We start from the raw sequence: 18183 nt of genomic DNA, 5'->3' as shown, positions 1-18183 counted from the left end.
ATCCATTCAGCCTGATGGCCGATACCCCTTCCGCAGGAGATCAGCCTGTTGGCCTAGTCCGATCGTCAAGCCGCGACTATGCTATGCTCTTGCTGGTTACCGGAACGGATGAGGCTTCCGTCCGTTTACCAAGATCGGCAGCAACTGGGAGTGGTCGAATGCGCATTGGCGTGAAATGGCCTGTTCTCGTCTTGGCGATATGCGCTGTGGCCAATGCGGTTCAAGCCGCGGAAGATCCCCCCCGAGGCGACAATGCGCAGGAGCCCGCCCGGCAAACAGATGCTGTGGTGAAGGTCATCGTCGATTTTGCGAGACCTTTTATCCTTGATCGCCCCGCGAGCACGGTCATCATCGGTAATCCGGCAATCGCGCAGGCGACACTCAGCGACGACAAGACGGTGATCCTCACCGGCAAGACACCGGGATCAACGAACCTGATCGTCATGGACGCCGACGGCGCCGAGATCGCCAATGTCGTCCTCGACGTGGTTGCTGCTGGCGGACGTTTAGTCACCGTGCACCAGGGCAACGGACGGGCGACCTATAGTTGCTCGGAGCGTTGCGATCCGGTTCAATCCGGTGAAGAAAGCCCTACGTCGAGCCCCCCTCAAGCCACGGAAAACGGCAATGCGACAGATGGCGGCGGGCCATGACCGGCGCGGGCAAAAAGCATCAGCCGATCGGGATCCGCCGCGACAACTCCAGGCTGACGGGACTCTCCGTCAATCCGGGGACGAAGAACGCAAACGGATAACGGATCGACATCACTCGAAAGGCAATTCCGTCTACCGTTTCCTTGCCGACGGAAACTTGTAGCAACTGCGGCTCTCCGCTGTCGAAATTGTCACGTACGGCGCTTTCCAGCTTCGCTTGCGCTTCGCTGTCGGGCGCATCCCGGGAGATTTGTCCGATGAGCACCTGTCGCTCCGCGACATCTGCAGCGTGGGAAAGGTCATTTTGCACATAGAGCGCGCGGCCGAACTCGATGATCCCGAGCATGAGCAGCAGCAGGGGAAAACACACGAGCGCGAATTCGACTGTCATTGCGCCCGACTGGCTGCACCAGACGCGAGGTAGGAGCTTCGGCGACGCCGTCATCGAACCTGCACCTGCATCGAGGAACTGAGCTGGAAAGGCGGAAGTGCCTCCGGCAGAGACATCGGCTGATAGGATTTCGCCGCCTCCAGGCGGTAATACACCAATTGCGGAGCCGAGCTTGCACAGGGCGTCTTTCCGCATTCCGGTGCAGCCGCCGGCGTGACATCGGCGTTTTCCGGGCAGGCACAGTAGCGTTTTACGGGTGCTAGCGTCACATTGGCGGGTCTCGCGCTTTGCGCGAGCGTCGACTGCAGTACCTTGTCGACCTGGATCGGCCCTGGATCGGCCATGGCGGCTTGCGCACCAGCGCGAAGCACGTGATCGATCGTCATCCGTTCGGTGATCGCGAGTCCGACGTCGGCCATGGCGACCAGGCTGAGCGCGAGCACCGGAGCAATCAACGCAAACTCTACGGCAGAGACACCTGCCTCGGACTTCTTGAGTTCGCTCGCCATCGTGCGCAGGGCCGACGGGACTCTCTTCGGTTTTCCGCCTTTGAAGAGTTTCCGCGCCCATGCGCGCAAGCCCTTTTGCCGGGTTCGTCTCTCCCCGGTTCCACCGACGTGCCAGGCAAGCGAAGCCATGGCCTTGCCGGGCTTCGACTCGGGCGCCGTCTCGATGACCAACTGGCCATTGTTCGCCGCCTTACCGAAGAGCTGCGGATCGAACGGGATGCATATGCTTTCATGGAGTCCAACGGCCTCGACAAAGTCCTTCGGTTTGATCTCGGGAAGCTTCGGCGTGTCAGTCTTGTTGAGCACGAGTCTCGGCGGCGGATCGTTGGGACGTTCCTTCTTCAGGAGTTCGATCAGGCTCTTGGCGTTGCGCATGCTGGCAAGATCCGGTGTAGCGATGATGACGATCTCATCAGCCTCCAGCAGGATTTTCCGCGTCCATTGCATCCAGATGTGAGGCAAGTCGACCACGACGTGCCAGGAGTTTGACCGAGCGACATCGAGCAGATGATCAACATGGTTCTCCTTCAGGGTGAGGAACCTGTTGAGGTCGGCGGTGGATGGAAGAAGATGCAGTCGCTCGCCATAGGGTACAGTCAAGCGCCGCAGGAGGACATCGTCGAGACGGTCGGGACCGTTGAGCACGTCAGCCATTCCTTGTGTCGCCTCTACATCGAAATTAAGGCCCACGGTGCCAAATTGGAGGTCAAGATCGGCCACCAGCACATCGGCGTCGACGCGCGTCGACATCGCGAGGGCCACGTTGTGCGCGAGCGTGGAGGATCCGGTTCCTCCCTTGGCGCCGACGAAGGCAACGATGCGTCCAAGCTTTTCTTCTGTCGAGTCACGAAAGCAGCGATGGACTGCAGCGACGAACTCGATCGGCTCAAGCGGCATAACGACATAATCGCTCACGCCGGCGTCCAGCAGCTTCTTGTAGAGGCCGACATCGTTGGAGCGGCCGATAAGGATGACCTTGGTGCCGGTGACGCACTCCACCGCCAGCGCCTCGAGCGCCGCCATCAGCCGAACCTCGTCGTCATCTCTGTTCTCGACGACGACGAGGTTCGGCGAGGTGACGCTGCCATAGAGGGCCGTCGCCTCCATGATTCCGCCGTCCTTGATCGTCACATTGGCCCTCGCCATGCGGCGGTCGATCGACGCGATGCGGATGGCCTCGCTCACCTCCTCCGACCGGCAGAAGACCGCGATATCGACCTTCGGGATGGGTAGAAGCGGTGGGGCGGCCGCTGACTGCGACGATTGCTGTCTTTCGTTGCCGAGCTGTTTCATCTGTCTGAGACTTCCTTGAAATCGATCAACTGCCGTCGGAGCGGGACGGGACTTCGACCATCGACATGCGTCCGCCACTGACGATGCGCACGACGCCCCTTCGGTTTCCCTCGGTTTCGACAACCGGCGCTTCATGATTGTCGGCGACCGCACGGAGCGCGAGCGAAACAGTGCCGGAGGATTCCGCAGCGGCGATTATGGCGATCTGCTCGGGGTCCACCTCGAGCGTCGCGGTTTTCCCAACGACCGAGGTACCGTCCGCCCCCTCCGAGATTGTCTGATCGACCGCGAGCACCCGTATGTTGGAAAGGATCGCCCGGCTTAAGACCTTGCCGTCCTTGCCGGAGGAATCCTGACGGGTGACGGTATGGATGACGTCGACATGATCGTTGGGGAGGATGAAGCCGCCGGCCGTGCTTTCCGCCGTCACGCGAACGGCGATCGCCCGCTTTCCGGACGGAAGCATGCTTGAGAGAAAGCCCGCTCCACGATCAGCCAGCTTGTCTTCGCGGATCGGTTCGCCAGCGACGAAGCCGCTCTGGGCGAGCATGCCCTTGAGCGCCGCTATCGCATCCGGCCGTGAGGCACGGCTGATGAACACAGGCGGAATGTCGCCTTCCCACGACTGCCAACGGAGATTGACCTCCTCAAGCACCGCCCCACGGGCGAGCTCGGAAGCGGCGACGAGCACTTCTTGTTCCGGCGCCCTTTGGATTTCGGCGGCAGCGACCGTCGGCTGCTCGGAGACGCCAAGCGCCAGCCAGGAGGCAGCGCCGCCGGAGGCAAGTGCGAGCAGGAGAATGGCGACGCGGATCATGGCTTACCTCGTGGGGTTGTCTCGGGCTTGACGCATCAGATGAACGCGGAAAACCAATGGCTTTCTGGAAGCAACAGCAGCGCCGCTGGTGCCATCGCCGCTCCGTAGGGAATACCCGGTTCACGCGCATGCAGCCGGTTGAACCAGGTGTGTCGTTGCAGGACGATCGGTGGCGGGGCATGACGAAACTGGAGCACCACAAGCGTAAGGGCCGCGCCAATCACCGATGCGTAAAGGACGAAATGGAGAGCGAGGTCAGCCCCGAGCCAAAGCACGGCGACGGGAAGCAGTTTTGCGTCGCCGCCACCGATCCAGCCGAAGGCGAAGAAGGAAAAGGTGCAAGCCAGCACGGCGAAGGCAACGAGACTGCTCGAGGAGATCGTCGCCAGGTCCACGCCCGCGGCCGGCGCAAGGATCGCATAGGCGGCCGCCAATGCACCGACAAGGCGGTTCGATATCGTCATCGTCACCACGTCCCTGATGCCGGCATAGGTCATTGTCCCGGCGAACAGGAAAAATGCGAGCCAAGCTGCGAATGTGGAAATCATGTGCAGCGCCTTTCACGAGACAGAAGTGATTTTTTGAACCGCGGCGGAATGTGCCGTTTGGCCGGCAAAAGCGCTATTCGGCCTGATGGCCTATTGAGCCGGGGACCGAGGACGCTGCGCGGCCTAGCCAAGTGGCCGAATCGTAAAACCTTGGAGGAAGGAGATAATCGCCGGACCTGGAACGAGGACTCGGGATATCTCGAATGAATGCCAAGATCGGAGCCGCTTTCGGAGAGGCGCGCCACCTTCTGCGTCGCTTGCAAGAGGATGAGCGTGGCGCAGTCGCCGTCATCGCCGCGATCCTCTTCCCTGTCGTGATCGGCGCGATGGGACTGGGTGCGGAGACTGGATATTGGTACCTGAAAGATCGTAAGCTGCAGCACGCAGCGGACGTTTCCGCGCATGCTGCAGCCGTCCGCTATCGCGCCGGAGACAGTCAGCCTGGTCTCGAGACCGCGGCTCTCAGGATAGCGAGCGCATCAGGTTACCTGCCGCAAGCCGGCGGCATGACGGTGAGTGCACAAGTCGGGGTGACCGGAGCAAGCGGTAAAGTGACCGTCGTGCTGACGGAGACGCATGCGCGTTTGTTCTCCTCTATCTTTTCGGGCGAACCGATGCAGTTGACCGCCCGAGCCGTTGCCGAGGTGAAGGGCGGCGCCAAGGCATGTGTGCTCGCCTTGTCGAATTCTGCGTCGGGAGCGATCACCGTGACCGGCTCGACAGAGGTCCGGCTGTCGGACTGCAGCATCGCATCTAATTCAAGCGCTGCGGACGCGTTTCTGATGAAGAACGGCAGCGCCGTGATGTCGACCGACTGCGTGTACACGGTGGGGGAGGCCGTGACGACGACCGGTCTGACGATGACCGGATGCAGAGAGCCGGTCGAGCGCGCGCCTCCGACGCCGGACCCATATGTGTCCGTTTCCGAGCCGGACAAAATGCACGTTCAGCAGCTTCCTTGCCGCACGCTCGACTATGTCTCGAACGCCACCTATGTTTTCGATCGCCTCCCAACGGGCGAGGAGGCGATCAGATTCTGCGGCGGACTGGAGATCAAGGGAACCGTGACGCTGAAGCCCGGCCTCTATATAATTGATGGCGGCGATTTCACGGTGACTGCAGGCGCAAATCTCTCAGGTGACGGCGTCACGCTGTTCTTCGCCAACTCTGCCGCGGCTAAGCTGACGGGCAACGGCGATATCGATTTGTCCTCTCCCACGAACGGACCCTATGCCGGCCTTTTGTTCTTCGGCAGCCGTCAGACGTCCGGAGTGACTCACCAGGTGACCGGTAACTCCGAATCGACGTTGAAAGGCAGCCTTTATATGCCGACCGGGACTATCGATTTCACGGGCAATTCCACCGTATCGGGAGGGTGCACCCAGATCGTCGCCGATCAAGTTACTTTCACAGGCAATTCGACGATGGAAAGCTGCGCTTCGGCAACCGACGAGATCCTGGTCGGGGCGACTGTCTCGCTTATCGAATAGTCTTTGCGCACGGGCGTAATCGCTCAGTTGTATGAATAATTCAGTCACGATCGTCGCGATCAGTGTAGCTGAGCCTCGCTCCCTCTACGCTAAGACGCGAGCCTGATTTCACGGCCGACAGACTGCAGTCTCTCGAAAATCCGATATCGCCTCTCGTGTACCAGCTCGATTTCGCCCAACGCGGGCTTGAAGATTTTCGAGGCGGTCGACATTTCCATCATGGCGTCGACCAGACCCGGGTAGCGGCCTGCTGCCACCGCCGCCAGCATGGCCGCGCCGAGAAGGACAGGTTCAGGCGTGTCCGCAAAAGTAAGGGGCACACCGGTTGTGTCGGCCAACAACTGGCGGACGAGATTGCTCTGCGCCGCTCCGCCGCTTGCAACGATAAGGTCGATCGGAATTCCCTCGTCTGTGAGTTTTACCAGCAACTGCCTCAGCCCGTAGCCGATACCGCATAGTCCGGCGACATAGAGAGAAATCAGGTCAGAAATGCTGGCGTCCAGACCGAGCCCCGCAATGAGCGCACGGGCATCGGGATCCGCGTGAGGAGAGCGGTTTCCGAGGAATTCGGGGACGACGTGGATAGACCCCGCTAGCGTGACCGCGTTCTGCAGACTTGCGCACATTTTAGAGGCCTCGCCCTCAAGCCAGGCTACCAGGGAGGATCCGGCCGCTTCGGCTTGAGCGCAAGCCTGTGGTGATGCTGGATGCATGGCCACAAGATAATCGATTGCGGCACCAGCTGCCGATTGTCCGCCTTCGTTGAGCCAGAGGCCCGGGATCATGGCGGAATAGTATGGCCCCCACACCCCATCGACAAAGACGGGTTCTTTGCTTGACGCCATTGAACAGGCCGATGTTCCAAAGATATATGCCAGTCTGCGGCCAACGTCGGAGCTGGCGCCGTCGACAGCGACACCCAGAGTTCCGATGCCGCCCGCATGTGCATCGATGAGGGCTGCTCCGACAGCCGTTCCGGTCTTCAGCCCCAGATCGGCGGCGGCCTCCTCCGTCAGGCCGCAACCAAGCGACATACCGGGTTCGACGATGTCGGTCCCAATTCTGGCAAACCCGTCCGCCACGAGCTCGCCCAGGCCGATCGTCTCGAAGTAGTCCGGATCCCAACGGTTCTCATGGGCGAGATAGGTCCATTTGCAGGTCACCGTGCAAATCGAACGGCTCAGCGAGCCCGTCGCGCGCCAGGTCAAATAGTCGGCGAGGTCAAAAAAGTGGCCGGCGGTGGCGAAGGATTCCGGAAGATTGCGTTTCAACCAGAGCAGCTTCGGCGTTTCCATTTCCGGCGAGATCCGTCCACCGACGTAGTTCAGAACTGCATGATTTCCCGCATTGATCTCGGCCGCTTCGCCCGCCGCCCGATGGTCCATCCAGACCATGATATTGCGGGCAGGATCCCTTGAAGGCCCGACCGCCACCGGCGAACCATCCGCGTTGACGACGACCAGCGAGCAGGTCGCGTCAAAACCGACACCGGAGACTTCGGCGCTCGCGACACCTGCCGCACCGACCGCTTCCTTGACGCTGCCGCATACCGCTTCCCATATCTGCTCGCTGGACTGCTCCACGATGCCGCCGGCCTCATGCCAGATCGCGATCGGTTGTTTTGCCGAAGCGAGCAAACCTCCCTTCTCGTCGAAAACGCCTGCGCGGGCGCTGCCTGTGCCAACATCGATCCCGATGAAAAAACGTGCCATCGTCATAGGTCCGTGCTGAACGGCAGGATGACGAGATCGCGGATCGTGACGCTGCGGCGTCTCGACAGCATGAACAATACCGCTTCCGCCACTTCGGTCGCCTCCATCAATCCGCCCGAAGCGATCGCCTCATCGAGTTTTTCCTGAGGCCAGTCACTGATGAGTGCCGTTACCACGGGACCCGGCGCAACCGCGCCCACGCGGATGCCGTGCTTCACGACCTGCCGCCTGACCGTATGAACGAAGGCCTGTACCGCATGTTTGGATGCCGTGTAGATCGGCTCCCATACCACCGGAACCAGGCCGGCAATTGAGCTGGTCATGATGATATCACCCGTCTTCCTCTCAACCATGTGGGGCAACACCGCTTGCACTGATCTGAAGGCAGCGTTGATATTGAGATTCAGCATCTGGTCCCAAGCATCGGGATCACCGTCCACGACTTCCCCGCCGATGTAGGATCCCGCATTGGCGTGGAAGATATCAAGCTTACCGAACTTCTCGAGAATTCGCGGCATCATCGTCGCGACACTTGCGGGATTGGCAAGATCAACGATCAGAGGGAAAGCTTGCGGACCCAATTCCGAACATACGGCCTTCAGGGTATCCTCGGCTCTGTCGATGAGGATGACGTTTACGCCCTCCCGCAACAGCGATTTGGCGCATTCAAGGCCGATCCCCGAGGCAGCCCCGGTAATCGCTGCTACCTTGCCAGAAAGTTCCTGTTTCATATCAATCCTTACTTGGCGTTTGTCGTTGTGTCAGGCGCGACCGTGCGAAACCCGCGACCGGCGCGCGAGGGAATCGACGATGACAGCGACGGCGAGAACGGCACCGGTAATCATGTAGCGAAGCGACGACGACAGATCGAGCAGAGTCAGCCCGTTGGCGATCGACTGGATGACGATGATGCCGAGTAGCGCGGAGTATGCGTTGCCGCGGCCGCCGAAGAGGCTCGTTCCACCGATTACAGCTGCCGCGATGGCATTCAAATTGACGTCGCCGGTTCCCGCCTGTTGACTTGCGGATGCGAGACGCGCAGCGGCCAAGACGCCACCAAGCGCAGCGAGCATCGAGCAGAGCACGAAGGCACTGGTGTAGACGCGCCGGACGTTGATACCGGCGCGACGTGCGGCCTCACGGTTACCGCCTACAGCGGTCATCGAGCGGCCCCACTGCGTCCGCGTCAGCGCATAGTTCATGATCATGGCCAATCCGACGAAGAGGCCGAACATCCACGGAACACCGCGGTCCTGGTTCAGGTAAAGAACGATGAGTTCCAGCGCGATGGTGATTGCCGCAGCCCGAACAATGATGCTGCGGAGCGACGGTGCGGAAAGGTTGGCCTCGCGGCGGCGGCTTATCGTGCGGATACTCGTGACCAGCAAAATGATGCCTGGCAGTGCCGCAAAAACATGGGCGACGAGACGCGGCATGACCATCATCTGGCCGAAGTTCACCAAGGCCGAACCATAGGGCAAATTGATCGAGCCGGTGGAGCCGAGAATGTACAGCTGCATGCCAAGAACGGCGAGCAGGCCGGAAAGCGTCGAAACGAAACTCGGCATGCCCAGGCGATTGAAGAGCAGCGCGTAGATGAAGCCGATCATCCCGCCGAAGGTTACGGCAGCAAGGATGGCAAGCGCGACCGGCACGCCCTGGTTGACCCAAAGCGTGCCGACAATGGCCGAGGCGAAACCGCTGATCGAACCGACGGAAAGGTCGATCTCACCGACCATCAGTACGCAGACGATACCCAGCGCAATCACGCCCACTGTCGAGCAGTCGAAAAGCAGATTGACGAGGTTGTTGCTCGACAAGAACACTGGATTGAGGCTTGCGAAAACGGTCCAGATCAGCACCAGCCCGACAATGACCGGCAAGGAGCCAAGATCGCCCGACCGTATACGATCGATAAAGGCGCGGACGGCTCCGCTGATGCCTGTTTCATGCTTCACGCGAATGTCGCTGCGATCCAGCATCGTCGCGACGCCCGCGTTCTCGTTGGCCGTGCCGGTCATAGCTGCCCTCCCTCGGAGACTTGCTGCTGTGCGTGTCGCCGCCCGGCTCTTCGGGAAACCGAATTGTCTGCGGCGCCGGTGATCGCTCCCACGAGCTCGTGATTCGACGCGTCGGGTGTGAAAACGCCGTTGTTGCGACCAAGGCGGAGCACGACGATGCGGTCAGCAACGGCGCGAACGTCTTCCATGTTGTGGCTGACCATGATGACGCCGAGGCCGCGGTCACGGACCCTTTCGATCAGGTTGAGAACTTCGGCTGTCTGCGCCACACCGAGTGCCGCCGTGGGCTCGTCCAGCAGAATGAGCTTCGGCTCGAGGAGCAGCGAACGGGCAATCGCGACGGTCTGGCGTTGGCCGCCGGAAAGCGAGGCAATCGGAATGCGGACACTGGGGATGCGCGCTGAAAGCTCGTTCAAAAGCTTCCAGGACCGCACCTCCATGGTCGTTTCGTCAAGCTGAAGCCTGTTGAGTTCCCGCCCAAGAAAGATGTTGGCGACCACGTCCAGATTCTCGCAGAGTGCGAGATCCTGGAATACTGTCGCAATGCCGAGATTGAGCGCCGCACTCGGGTCCGTCAACGTCACAGGCTTGCCGCAGAAGGTGATGGTTCCGGACGTCGGCTGATGCACGCCGGCAAGCGTCTTCACGAGGGTCGACTTCCCGGCACCGTTGTCGCCGACGAGTGCAACGACTTCGCCGGCATGCACGTCGAGATCGATGTTGGTCAGCGCCGAAACGGCACCGAAGTTCTTGGAGATGCCGCGCAGGCTAAGCACCAGCTCGCCCGCTGGGTCCATGTGGTTTTGAGTGTCGGTCATGGTTGGCAAGCCTTTCGATACGATCGGTTGAGAAGTGAACCCTCCGGCCGCGCAAAAGGCGGCCAGAGGGTAGCGCTCAAAGCCGATCAGTCGCCGATGCCGAGCGCCTTGCAGCCGTCTGCATAACGGTCGACGCAAAGCTCTTCCGCCTTCAGGATGTTCTTGTCGATGATCTCAGCCTTCAGGTTCTCTGCGGTAACGACCGCCGGGGTAAAGAGCTGCGAGGGCGTGTCGTACAAGGCCATTTCAGCTTTCGGCGTCTTGCCCGCAAGCAGATCTACCGCAACGTTGGCGGCTGCAGCCGCAACGATCTCACTTGGCTTGGAGATCGTGTTGTACTGGTCGCCAGCGATGATCAGTTGAAGTGCTGCGATCGTTGCGTCGTTGCCGGTGACCGGCGGAACCGGATCCACGCCGGCTGCCTTGAGAGCGGCAATTGCGCCGCCGCCGGTGCCATCGTTCGCCGCGACGATGCCGATGATTTTCTTGCCGAAGCGCGTGACCTGGCCGCTCGCCCATTGCTGTGCCTTCGGCGGAGCCCATTCCGGCGTGTCGTATTCGGCAAGGATCTCGTAGCCGCTGCCGTCGAGGCCAGCGTGAATACCCTTCTTGATCAGGCCAGCGGCTGCATCGGTTGGTGACCCATTGATCTGGAGCACGCCGCCGTCGGCGGACGATACGCCCTTCGCCTTCAGATGTGCCACGAGAGAGTCTGCGATAGCCTTGCCGATGCCCTCATTGTTGAATGAAACGTAGAAGTCAGCCTTGGCATCCGGAATGGGGCGGTCGTAGGCAATCACCTTGACGCCTTGCGCCTGCGCCTGCTTGACGAGGGACGCGGCCGCGGTGGAATCGACTGGATCAAGCACGATCACTTTCGCGCCCTGAGACATGACCGCGTTGAACTGCTGCTGCTGCCGGGACGCGTCGGCGTCGGCGTTCTGGTAGAGGACTTGGCAGTCCGCGCAGAGTTTTTTCATTTCCGCGGCAAAGCCCGGATAGTCGTGCTCCTCGTAACGGGTAGACGCCTGGTCAGGCATTAGGAAGGCGACCGTTGAGCCCGACTGGGCGATCGCGGACGTTCCGCTGAGAAGGCCGGCGACAAGTGCTGCCACGCCAGTCATTTTCATTGTGAATTGTGTCATTGGGTTTTCTCCATTTTCAATGGCTATGACGTTAGGTTCCCGCTCGATTGCTCAAGCTTGATAAGGCATCGCTCCGAGCCCGGGCTTCGGACCCGGCTCGATCCGCAGGTGCCAGTGTTAAGGACAAGCGATCTCACATACGGAATCGCCGTTGCGATCCGCTTCCCTGTTTCTGCGATGTGTATTGCTCCTCCCGGTCCTCCTATTTAGGCGGCCTCCACCGCTCTTACGTTTTGCGCCAGCAAGGTCCTGAAGCGCGAAGGAGCCATGCCCTTTTGCACCAGGAACTGGCGGTTAAAATTGGAAATGTTGTTGAACCCGGCCGAAAAGCAGATGTCGGTGATCGACATCTCGGATTTGCTCATCAACAGATGGCATGCGAAATTGATCCGCAGCCGATTGACGTATCGCACGAGCGCCATGCCGGTATGGCGGCGGAAACTGCGTGAAAATGCGCTGGGACTTTGCCCGCTCAGGTCGGCGAGATCGCCTTCCGTAAAGGGCTCGGTCAGATGGCTGTCGATGTAGGCGAGCGCCTCGTTGACCCCGGTTGACATGAAGCCTGACGGATCCGGCAGGTACCGGGCACTCGCCAGCGAACGAGCATCATTGGACGAACACATCGCGCCCAACACGCCGAAGAAAAGCTCGATGCGGCGCACCCCCTTCGCTTTTACCAGTTCTTCCAGCATGGGACCGACCCGAGACGCGGCGGCAGCGGAAAACAGCGCGCCTCTCCGGCTTAGTTCAAGCATCTGTGAACAGGCATCGAGCTCCGGAAAGGTTTTGATGGCATTGGCGATGAATCCCTCGGTAAACTGGACTACTCTTCCGCGCAGGGGCACATCTGTGCCTGCGGGAATGTTGCTAACCCAGTTGTGAGGAAGGTTCGGTCCCGTCAGGACTAGGTTTCCAGGTTCGAACTCGCCGATGAAGTCTCCCACGAAATACCGCCCGGTCGTCGCAACGACATGGTGGATTTCGTATTCCGGGTGAAAATGCCAGCGAACTGTATGGAAGGGATAGCCGTGTTCCCACGCCTTGAACGACTCGCCCCGTCCGATCTGAACCACCTCCAAGTCCGGATTCACGCCACTTTCCTCCTTCGTTTCCAGGGATTTCAACTCCATCCCGGCACTTTCTCCAAAGGCACCAGAGTTCGCATCTGCAATGACTGAACCTTACCCGGCCTATCGAGTTGCCGCTACCACAGCATCGGCATACAAGTGATACTTTTTTGACATTTTGGTGGTCATGAAATTATTGTTTCGCACATGCGAAATGAATGCATTGCTGAATCTCGCCACGTTCTTCCTGCTGGTCGTCAACACCGCCTATGCCTTCTATTTGGAAGAAGACGCTAATTTAGGTAGGAGATTTTATTGGGGTGCTATAGAATCGCCACTCCTAGTCCGAAAGAAGGCGCGTCCCTTTTATCGTTATGTTGGTAAATCAATGGAACAGAGACTAGCCGCAGTCCTGGCGGCCGATATGGCAGGCTATAGCCGGCTGATGGAGGCCGACGAAGCAGGCACGCTCGCCCGCCTCAGAACGCACCGGATAGAATTGATCGACCCTGCCATCGCAAAGAACAAGGGCCGGATCATTAAGACGACGGGCGACGGCATGCTCGTCGAGTTCCAGAGCGTGACCGATGCAGTAAAGTGCGCCGTGGAGATCCAGCAGCGCATGCAGCGGCGGAATTCGGATGTGCCTCAGGATCGGCGGATCGAATTCAGGATCGGCATCAATCTTGGCGACATTATTTTCGAAGACGAGGACATTTTCGGCGACGGTGTGAATATTGCTTCTCGTATTGAGCAGCTGGCCGACGTCGGCGGCATCTGTGTCACCGCCGCGGTGGCAATACAAATTGCCGACCGTCTCGAACTCTCCATCGAGGATCTGGGGGAGAAGACGCTCAAGAATATAAGCCGTCCTGTTCGTCTGTTTCGTATCGGGATTGAGCGCTCCGACTCGCCCCATCAGCCGGCGGATTTCGACGCAAAGCGATCTGTCTCCAAACCATCGATAGTGGTTCTGCCCTTCAACAACATGAGCGGTGATCCCGATCAGGAGTTCTTCGCGGATGGCCTGACCGAAGACATTCTCACCGAATTGTCTCGCCGCCACGAGTTGTTCGTCATCTCGCGCAACTCTAGTTTCGTCTACAAGAACCGAGCCGTAAACGTACGCGAAGTCGCCGAGAAACTCGGGGCGCAATACCTGGTGGAAGGAAGTGTCCGTAAGATCGGCGATAGGGTGCGCGTAACGGTCCAGCTCATCGACGCAGCCAGTGATGGCCACATATGGGCAGACAAATACGACCGGAGGCTAGACGATATATTTGCGATCCAGGATGAAATAACAGCGGCGATAGCAGCAACCTTACCCGGGCGCGTCGAGGCGGCCCAGCGCGACCATCTTGCGCGGACGAAACCGGCAAACATGGCCGCATACGAGTGTGCGCTGGCCGCAAAGGTGCTGCATCATAGAGGCACCGTTGCCGACAATGAGCAGGCGCAGTCCCTGATAAACCGGGCCATCGCGCTCGACCCGGATTATGCTCATGCCCATGCTTGGCGGGCGTGCATTCTTGGCCAGGCCTGGGTCCACGGCTGGTGCGAAGACAAGGATGCCGTCTGGAACGAAATCGTTGCTGCTCTGGATCGGGCGTTGGCGCTGGATGACAACGATGCCGACGTGCATCGCATTTTGGCTGCGGTGAGCGTGAACAACAATGCGCTGACCACAGCGCGTTATCACCAGGAGCGTGCCCTTTCCCTCAACCCCAACTACGACCTTGTGGTGGTTCAGCAAGGGGAACTGTTGACTTGGCTGGGGTCGCCTGAAGAGGGAATCGAATGGATCCGCAAGGCAATGCGGCTGAATCCCCATCACCCTGAAAGATTTTGGAGCCATCTTGGAAAAGCACACTTCGCTGCGCATCAGTACGGCGAGGCGATCGAAGCATTCATGCACCTGTCCGTCATGGATTACGTCCAGCACGCATTCGTCGCGGCATGTTACGGCTGGCTTGGCGATGGGGTCGCTGCTGCAGCCCATGTTAAGAAGGTTAGAACGCTCCTCCCCGAATTCGGCATCGAGTCCTTCCTCGCCACGCTGCACTACGCTCGGCAATCCGATGTGGAGCACCTCCGCGGAGGGCTTGTCAAAGCGGGAGCGGACGACGGCCTTTCGGCAGCGAACGACCTTGCAGCGCAGTAGAGCCTATTCGATCGGCGACATCACCTGGGAAATGCAGATGTCTCCACCCCTATAGGCGCGAAACTTCCTCGTAGGTAACTCGCCCAGCCTCGGTCAGGATGACTTGCGATCCTGACCGATCAAACAGGCTAAGGCGTACGAAAATTTTCAAGATTCCTGATCTGTCGACTGATGCCGCTCTAGGTGGTTCTTCGGGCGCGCGGGTAAAGCTTAGGTGAGAGTGGCACGCTCATCCGGGATGAAAACACGCTTGCATTCGCCCCCGAATGCCCCAGATTCAAAAAAGGGTGGCGTTGATGGAGACAGCGATGACGGATGATCGCAAGGCGGCACTTGTCCACATATCGGGGAGAGTACAGGGCGTCAGCTTCCGCATCTGGACGCGTGCTCAGGCGCAGGGGCTCGGCCTGACCGGCTGGGTCCGCAACGAAGACGACGGATCCGTAACAGCCCTGATCGCCGGGCCGGATGGCGCAATTGCCGCCATGTTGAAACAGTTTTGGAACGGGCCGATCGGTGCATCCGTTTCCAGCGTCGAGGTCGATCCAGCACCTCCAGGCAAGATTCCATCAGAGTTCGTTATCAAGAACTAGTGGTGAAAGCCTGACGCTTGGTACCCGACGCCTAGGGCAGCTCAGGGTGGAGAGCGGGAGTCCAACGGGAAATCCGTGAGCGTCAGCATCGCAGAGTGAAGCCGCCGACTGCCTGACCGCCTCAGTGTGGTTGTCGATAAACAAAGTGACGACCTCGACAGCAACCTGATGCGGTCGCCGTCGCCTGTATGGTTTTTCCGGCACTAGTCGAGCTTGATGGGAATCGAATGATGCTCGTGCGTCACTTTCCATTCGCCGTCGGTATGCCGCAGGCCGAGCGTGAGGCGGCAATGGGCGTCGCCACCGCCGATCGTAAGTAGCCCATGGGCGTAGGCGACATCGTCACTGGCAACAATCTGAACGTCACTGAGCCTGAAGCGGTCAGACCCCGCAGAGTTGTGATCGAAGAAAAGCTTCCATGTCTCCTTATAGGCCTCGATCCCTGTTACCTGGATCGGCTCAGGCACGTCGTACATGACGATATCGTCTGTTCGGTTAGCCAGAACGCGGCCGATGTCGCCCTTGCAGATGGCGTCGGTCCAGTCTTTGATCAGGGCACGAATTGCCAGTTCATTGCGCTCATTGGTCATCAGACTTCTCCTTGGTTTTGAATTGCCGGGCACAGGGCACCGCGGCGTAGGTTGGTCGAGGCAAAAAAGATTGCGGTGGACAGCAGGACGCAGAATCCTGCGGTCGAGGCGAACACCAAGCCCTGCTCGAAAGCTTGCTGCGCCGACGCAAGCAGGACCGAACCGGAAGGGCTCGGCAGAGCGTTGGCGACGTCGACGGCCGCGCCGAGCGTGTCGCGCACAGCCGCGGCACTGTCCTGGCTCAAGCCGTCGGGTATGGCGACCGCAGTCCGGTAGACGGCTACGCCCACGCTGCCGAGCACCGCAACGCCGAACGAACCGCCGAGATCAGCGCCGGTCTCGGAGATGGCTGATGCCGCGCCGGCCTTCTCCGGCGGTGCCGCCGAGAGGATCAGATCGGTACCCAGCGTCACAATGGTCGCGACGCCAAGCCCCAGAATGATCATGCCTGAAATGATGGCTACCAGTCCGAAGCTGGAGGTGAATGCAGCCATGATCGCGAATCCGGTGGCGACCAGAAGAAGAGCGAGCGTGACGACTGTCGCTGGCGCAATCCGCTGTACCAGCACAGGCGCGCCCAAGCACCCGACGACGCACGCAATTGCCGGCGGAATGGTCCACAGCCCCGCCGTCATGGGTGACATACCGATGACGAGCTGGAGATACTGCGCGGTCAGAAGGGATGCGCCGACCCAGGCAAACAGAGCCATCATATTCGCACCAAGCGCGGCGGTAAACGCGCCGTTCCTGAACAGGCCGAGATCGACCAGCGGAGCGGTCAGACGGCCCTGACGGCGGATGAAAGCCCAGCCCACGACCCCACCGAGCACGAATGCGGCAGCCGCAGTGATCGTGACGCCGGTCTCGGCGAGATGCTTCACGCCGTAGGCGATCGCCAGCAACGCGGTCACCGACATGGCGACGCTCAGGATATCAACGGCATGCCCGTCATCTTCACGGACCTCGGGCAGGAAGATCGGGCCGAGTACGACCAGCGCGGCCATCACGGGAACGCCCAAGAGAAAGACGGAGCCCCACCAGAAATGCTGAAGCAGCAGACCGCCGACAAGCGGGCCGAGCACGCCGCCGAGCGTAAAGCAGGTCGTCCAGATACCAATGGCGATGCTGCGCTCCTTGGGCCAGTGGAACAGGTTGCGGATCATTGCCAGGCTCGAGGGCAGCAGGGTCGCACCGGCAATGCCCAGGATCGCGCGGGCGGCAATCAGCATGGTGGCACTGGTCGAAAAGGCTGCCAGGATCGAGGCAAGGCCGAAGAAGACCGAGCCGATCAGAAGCAGGCGGCGACGGCCGATGCGGTCGCCTATGGCGCCCATGGGAATGAGTGCGCCAGCAATCAGAAAGCCATAGACGTCGGAAATCCACAGGAGTTCCGCGCCGCTCGGTTGGAGCGCGGCACTCAGCGACGGCGTCGCCAGATAGAGTACCGTCATGTCCATCGACACGAGCAGAGTGGGAAGCGCCAGAACGGCGAAGCCGAGCCATTCTCTGCGGCCGGCCGGAGGGTGCGTTGTCGGTTGCATTTTCCGCTCTCCTCTCAACGTCGGGACCCGCGCTGCGCGGGAGTGGCTTGATTATTAGAGCGATCAATATAATATTAGGCACAACAGGCGTGTCAAAGATTTTATAGCGATGGTTCTAAAAATTCCCAGGGGACGGCCGAGACAGTTCGACGAGAGCACGGCGCTGGATACGGCGCTGCGCCTGTTCTGGCGCCACGGATATGAAGGGACGCCGATTTCCACACTGGCGCAGGCGATGGGGCTGACGGTGGCCAGCGTCTACAACGCCTTCGGCAACAAGGAGAGCTTGTTCATGAAGGCCGTCGAGCATTACGACCGCTACAGCGAAAGCCTCTATAAAGAGGCTTTCGCCAAGACATCCGCCCGCGAGGTGGCGCGGGGCATTCTGATGGGCGAGGTCGATCTCGTCTCAGGCGAGGGCACGCCGGAGGGCTGTCTGATGGTTCAGGGGGCGCTCGCAACCAGTCCGGAATCAGAGGCAGTCCAGCAAGCAATGGCGAAACTTAGGCGGCAAGCGGAAGCCGATGTCGCCGCGCGGTTCAAGCAATTCCAGGAGGCTGGTCAGTTGCCATCGGGCTGGAACGCGAAAGCGTTGGCGGGCTACGTGATCACTGTCGCGACCGGCATGGCCGTGCAGGCCAAGAGCGGTGCGTCGCGGCAGGAGTTGATCGATGTTGCTGACATGGCCATGAAGATTTGGCCGGAAGAACGAGAGGGGTAACGTGCCGGGAGAGCTTGCATGGAACGCGAGCAAATCTGAATGACGGCAATCAGCACGAAACTGTCCTTGAACTTGGCCTCGCTAAGGACGGCATTGGGTCGGATCTTGCCGGT

General features: G+C 60.1%; 17 protein-coding genes. 5 read left to right on the top strand and 12 right to left on the bottom strand.

Translation table 11 applies throughout. The annotated features are described in order from the left end of the window. The first annotated feature begins 158 nt into the window (after positions 1-158). A complete protein-coding gene (locus tag ACSQ2Z_RS24440) occupies positions 159-653 on the top strand; it encodes a pilus assembly protein N-terminal domain-containing protein (RefSeq protein ID WP_436083792.1) in 495 nt (164 codons plus the stop codon). Between the two features lie 19 nt (positions 654-672). On the opposite strand, the gene ACSQ2Z_RS24435 is transcribed toward ACSQ2Z_RS24440, so the two are convergent. From ACSQ2Z_RS24435 to ACSQ2Z_RS24420, 4 genes are read right to left on the bottom strand one after another with little or no spacing between them, the layout of a single operon-like run. After that, positions 673-1098: a TadE/TadG family type IV pilus assembly protein gene (locus ACSQ2Z_RS24435; protein ID WP_436083791.1), complete on the bottom strand. Its 426-nt coding sequence runs from the start codon at positions 1096-1098 to the stop codon at positions 673-675. After that, the gene (locus tag ACSQ2Z_RS24430) at positions 1095-2846 is read right to left on the bottom strand and encodes an AAA family ATPase (RefSeq protein ID WP_436083790.1); all 1752 of its coding nucleotides are present in this window, start codon (positions 2844-2846) and stop codon (positions 1095-1097) included. Before ACSQ2Z_RS24430 ends, ACSQ2Z_RS24435 begins: the two co-directional genes overlap by 4 nt. 25 nt (positions 2847-2871) lie before the next feature. After that, positions 2872-3663 carry a Flp pilus assembly protein CpaB gene (cpaB, locus tag ACSQ2Z_RS24425; RefSeq protein WP_436083789.1) on the bottom strand — a complete coding sequence of 264 codons (792 nt, stop codon included), beginning with the start codon at positions 3661-3663 and terminating at the stop codon, positions 2872-2874. A gap of 35 nt (positions 3664-3698) precedes the next feature. Beyond that, on the bottom strand, positions 3699-4211 hold the full coding sequence (locus ACSQ2Z_RS24420) for an A24 family peptidase (protein ID WP_436083788.1): 513 nt from the start codon (positions 4209-4211) through the stop codon (positions 3699-3701). A gap of 203 nt (positions 4212-4414) precedes the next feature. On the opposite strand from ACSQ2Z_RS24420, the gene ACSQ2Z_RS24415 reads away from it, so the two are divergent. Further along, on the top strand, positions 4415-5701 hold the full coding sequence (locus tag ACSQ2Z_RS24415; protein WP_436083787.1) for a pilus assembly protein TadG-related protein: 1287 nt from the start codon (positions 4415-4417) through the stop codon (positions 5699-5701). Positions 5702-5790: 89 nt separating this feature from the next. Here the strand turns inward: ACSQ2Z_RS24415 and ACSQ2Z_RS24410 are convergent, their stop codons facing one another. The 6 genes from ACSQ2Z_RS24410 to ACSQ2Z_RS24385 all read right to left on the bottom strand — a co-directional run bounded on the left by ACSQ2Z_RS24410 (position 5791) and on the right by ACSQ2Z_RS24385 (position 12488). Then, entirely contained in the window at positions 5791-7413 is a 1623-nt protein-coding gene (locus tag ACSQ2Z_RS24410) for an FGGY-family carbohydrate kinase (RefSeq protein WP_436083786.1), read from the bottom strand. Positions 7414-7415: 2 nt separating this feature from the next. Next, positions 7416-8144 (bottom strand): SDR family oxidoreductase, encoded by a 729-nt coding sequence (locus ACSQ2Z_RS24405; protein WP_436083785.1) that lies wholly within the window; start codon positions 8142-8144, stop codon positions 7416-7418. Between the two features lie 30 nt (positions 8145-8174). Next, positions 8175-9434: a sugar ABC transporter permease gene (locus ACSQ2Z_RS24400; RefSeq protein WP_436083784.1), complete on the bottom strand. Its 1260-nt coding sequence runs from the start codon at positions 9432-9434 to the stop codon at positions 8175-8177. Then, entirely contained in the window at positions 9431-10252 is an 822-nt protein-coding gene (locus ACSQ2Z_RS24395; protein WP_436083783.1) for an ATP-binding cassette domain-containing protein, read from the bottom strand. The genes ACSQ2Z_RS24400 and ACSQ2Z_RS24395 overlap by 4 nt, the downstream gene beginning before the upstream one ends. An 86-nt stretch (positions 10253-10338) precedes the next feature. Further along, complete coding sequence (locus ACSQ2Z_RS24390; RefSeq protein WP_436083782.1) at positions 10339-11397, bottom strand: ABC transporter substrate-binding protein; 1059 nt, start codon at positions 11395-11397, stop codon at positions 10339-10341. Positions 11398-11603: 206 nt separating this feature from the next. Next, positions 11604-12488 (bottom strand): helix-turn-helix domain-containing protein, encoded by an 885-nt coding sequence (locus tag ACSQ2Z_RS24385; protein WP_436084145.1) that lies wholly within the window; start codon positions 12486-12488, stop codon positions 11604-11606. A 364-nt stretch (positions 12489-12852) separates the two neighbouring features. On the opposite strand from ACSQ2Z_RS24385, the gene ACSQ2Z_RS24380 reads away from it, so the two are divergent. Then, entirely contained in the window at positions 12853-14625 is a 1773-nt protein-coding gene (locus ACSQ2Z_RS24380; protein ID WP_436084144.1) for an adenylate/guanylate cyclase domain-containing protein, read from the top strand. Between the two features lie 308 nt (positions 14626-14933). Beyond that, positions 14934-15218 carry an acylphosphatase gene (locus tag ACSQ2Z_RS24375; protein WP_436083781.1) on the top strand — a complete coding sequence of 95 codons (285 nt, stop codon included), beginning with the start codon at positions 14934-14936 and terminating at the stop codon, positions 15216-15218. Between the two features lie 203 nt (positions 15219-15421). Here ACSQ2Z_RS24375 and ACSQ2Z_RS24370 read toward each other — a convergent pair whose 3' ends face one another. After that, the gene (locus tag ACSQ2Z_RS24370) at positions 15422-15808 is read right to left on the bottom strand and encodes a YybH family protein (protein ID WP_436083780.1); all 387 of its coding nucleotides are present in this window, start codon (positions 15806-15808) and stop codon (positions 15422-15424) included. Continuing rightward, entirely contained in the window at positions 15808-17349 is a 1542-nt protein-coding gene (locus ACSQ2Z_RS24365; RefSeq protein ID WP_436083779.1) for an MFS transporter, read from the bottom strand. Before ACSQ2Z_RS24365 ends, ACSQ2Z_RS24370 begins: the two co-directional genes overlap by 1 nt. Positions 17350-17458: 109 nt before the next feature. Here ACSQ2Z_RS24365 and ACSQ2Z_RS24360 point away from each other — a divergent pair, with 109 nt between their 5' ends. Continuing rightward, positions 17459-18070 carry a TetR/AcrR family transcriptional regulator gene (locus ACSQ2Z_RS24360; RefSeq protein ID WP_436083778.1) on the top strand — a complete coding sequence of 204 codons (612 nt, stop codon included), beginning with the start codon at positions 17459-17461 and terminating at the stop codon, positions 18068-18070. Positions 18071-18183: the final 113 nt, after the last annotated feature.

The sequence above is a fragment of the Pararhizobium sp. LjRoot235 genome, from assembly GCF_964254145.1.
Classification (GTDB): domain Bacteria; phylum Pseudomonadota; class Alphaproteobacteria; order Rhizobiales; family Rhizobiaceae; genus Pararhizobium.
Note: the sequence above shows the minus strand (reverse complement) of the source record. Positions and strands in the feature narration are given on the sequence as shown.

Bases quoted from the DNA above. Each gene is read 5' to 3' on its own strand.
- ACSQ2Z_RS24440 (WP_436083792.1), top strand. From the start codon at position 159: ATGCGCATTGGCGTGAAATGGCCTGTTCTCGTCTTGGCGATATGCGCT.
- ACSQ2Z_RS24435 (WP_436083791.1), bottom strand. From the start codon at position 1,098: ATGACGGCGTCGCCGAAGCTCCTACCTCGCGTCTGGTGCAGCCAGTCG.
- ACSQ2Z_RS24430 (WP_436083790.1), bottom strand. From the start codon at position 2,846: ATGAAACAGCTCGGCAACGAAAGACAGCAATCGTCGCAGTCAGCGGCC.
- cpaB (WP_436083789.1), bottom strand. From the start codon at position 3,663: ATGATCCGCGTCGCCATTCTCCTGCTCGCACTTGCCTCCGGCGGCGCT.
- ACSQ2Z_RS24420 (WP_436083788.1), bottom strand. From the start codon at position 4,211: ATGATTTCCACATTCGCAGCTTGGCTCGCATTTTTCCTGTTCGCCGGG.
- ACSQ2Z_RS24415 (WP_436083787.1), top strand. From the start codon at position 4,415: ATGAATGCCAAGATCGGAGCCGCTTTCGGAGAGGCGCGCCACCTTCTG.
- ACSQ2Z_RS24410 (WP_436083786.1), bottom strand. From the start codon at position 7,413: ATGGCACGTTTTTTCATCGGGATCGATGTTGGCACAGGCAGCGCCCGC.
- ACSQ2Z_RS24405 (WP_436083785.1), bottom strand. From the start codon at position 8,144: ATGAAACAGGAACTTTCTGGCAAGGTAGCAGCGATTACCGGGGCTGCC.
- ACSQ2Z_RS24400 (WP_436083784.1), bottom strand. From the start codon at position 9,434: ATGACCGGCACGGCCAACGAGAACGCGGGCGTCGCGACGATGCTGGAT.
- ACSQ2Z_RS24395 (WP_436083783.1), bottom strand. From the start codon at position 10,252: ATGACCGACACTCAAAACCACATGGACCCAGCGGGCGAGCTGGTGCTT.
- ACSQ2Z_RS24390 (WP_436083782.1), bottom strand. From the start codon at position 11,397: ATGACACAATTCACAATGAAAATGACTGGCGTGGCAGCACTTGTCGCC.
- ACSQ2Z_RS24380 (WP_436084144.1), top strand. From the start codon at position 12,853: ATGGAACAGAGACTAGCCGCAGTCCTGGCGGCCGATATGGCAGGCTAT.
- ACSQ2Z_RS24375 (WP_436083781.1), top strand. From the start codon at position 14,934: ATGACGGATGATCGCAAGGCGGCACTTGTCCACATATCGGGGAGAGTA.
- ACSQ2Z_RS24370 (WP_436083780.1), bottom strand. From the start codon at position 15,808: ATGACCAATGAGCGCAATGAACTGGCAATTCGTGCCCTGATCAAAGAC.
- ACSQ2Z_RS24365 (WP_436083779.1), bottom strand. From the start codon at position 17,349: ATGCAACCGACAACGCACCCTCCGGCCGGCCGCAGAGAATGGCTCGGC.
- ACSQ2Z_RS24360 (WP_436083778.1), top strand. From the start codon at position 17,459: ATGGTTCTAAAAATTCCCAGGGGACGGCCGAGACAGTTCGACGAGAGC.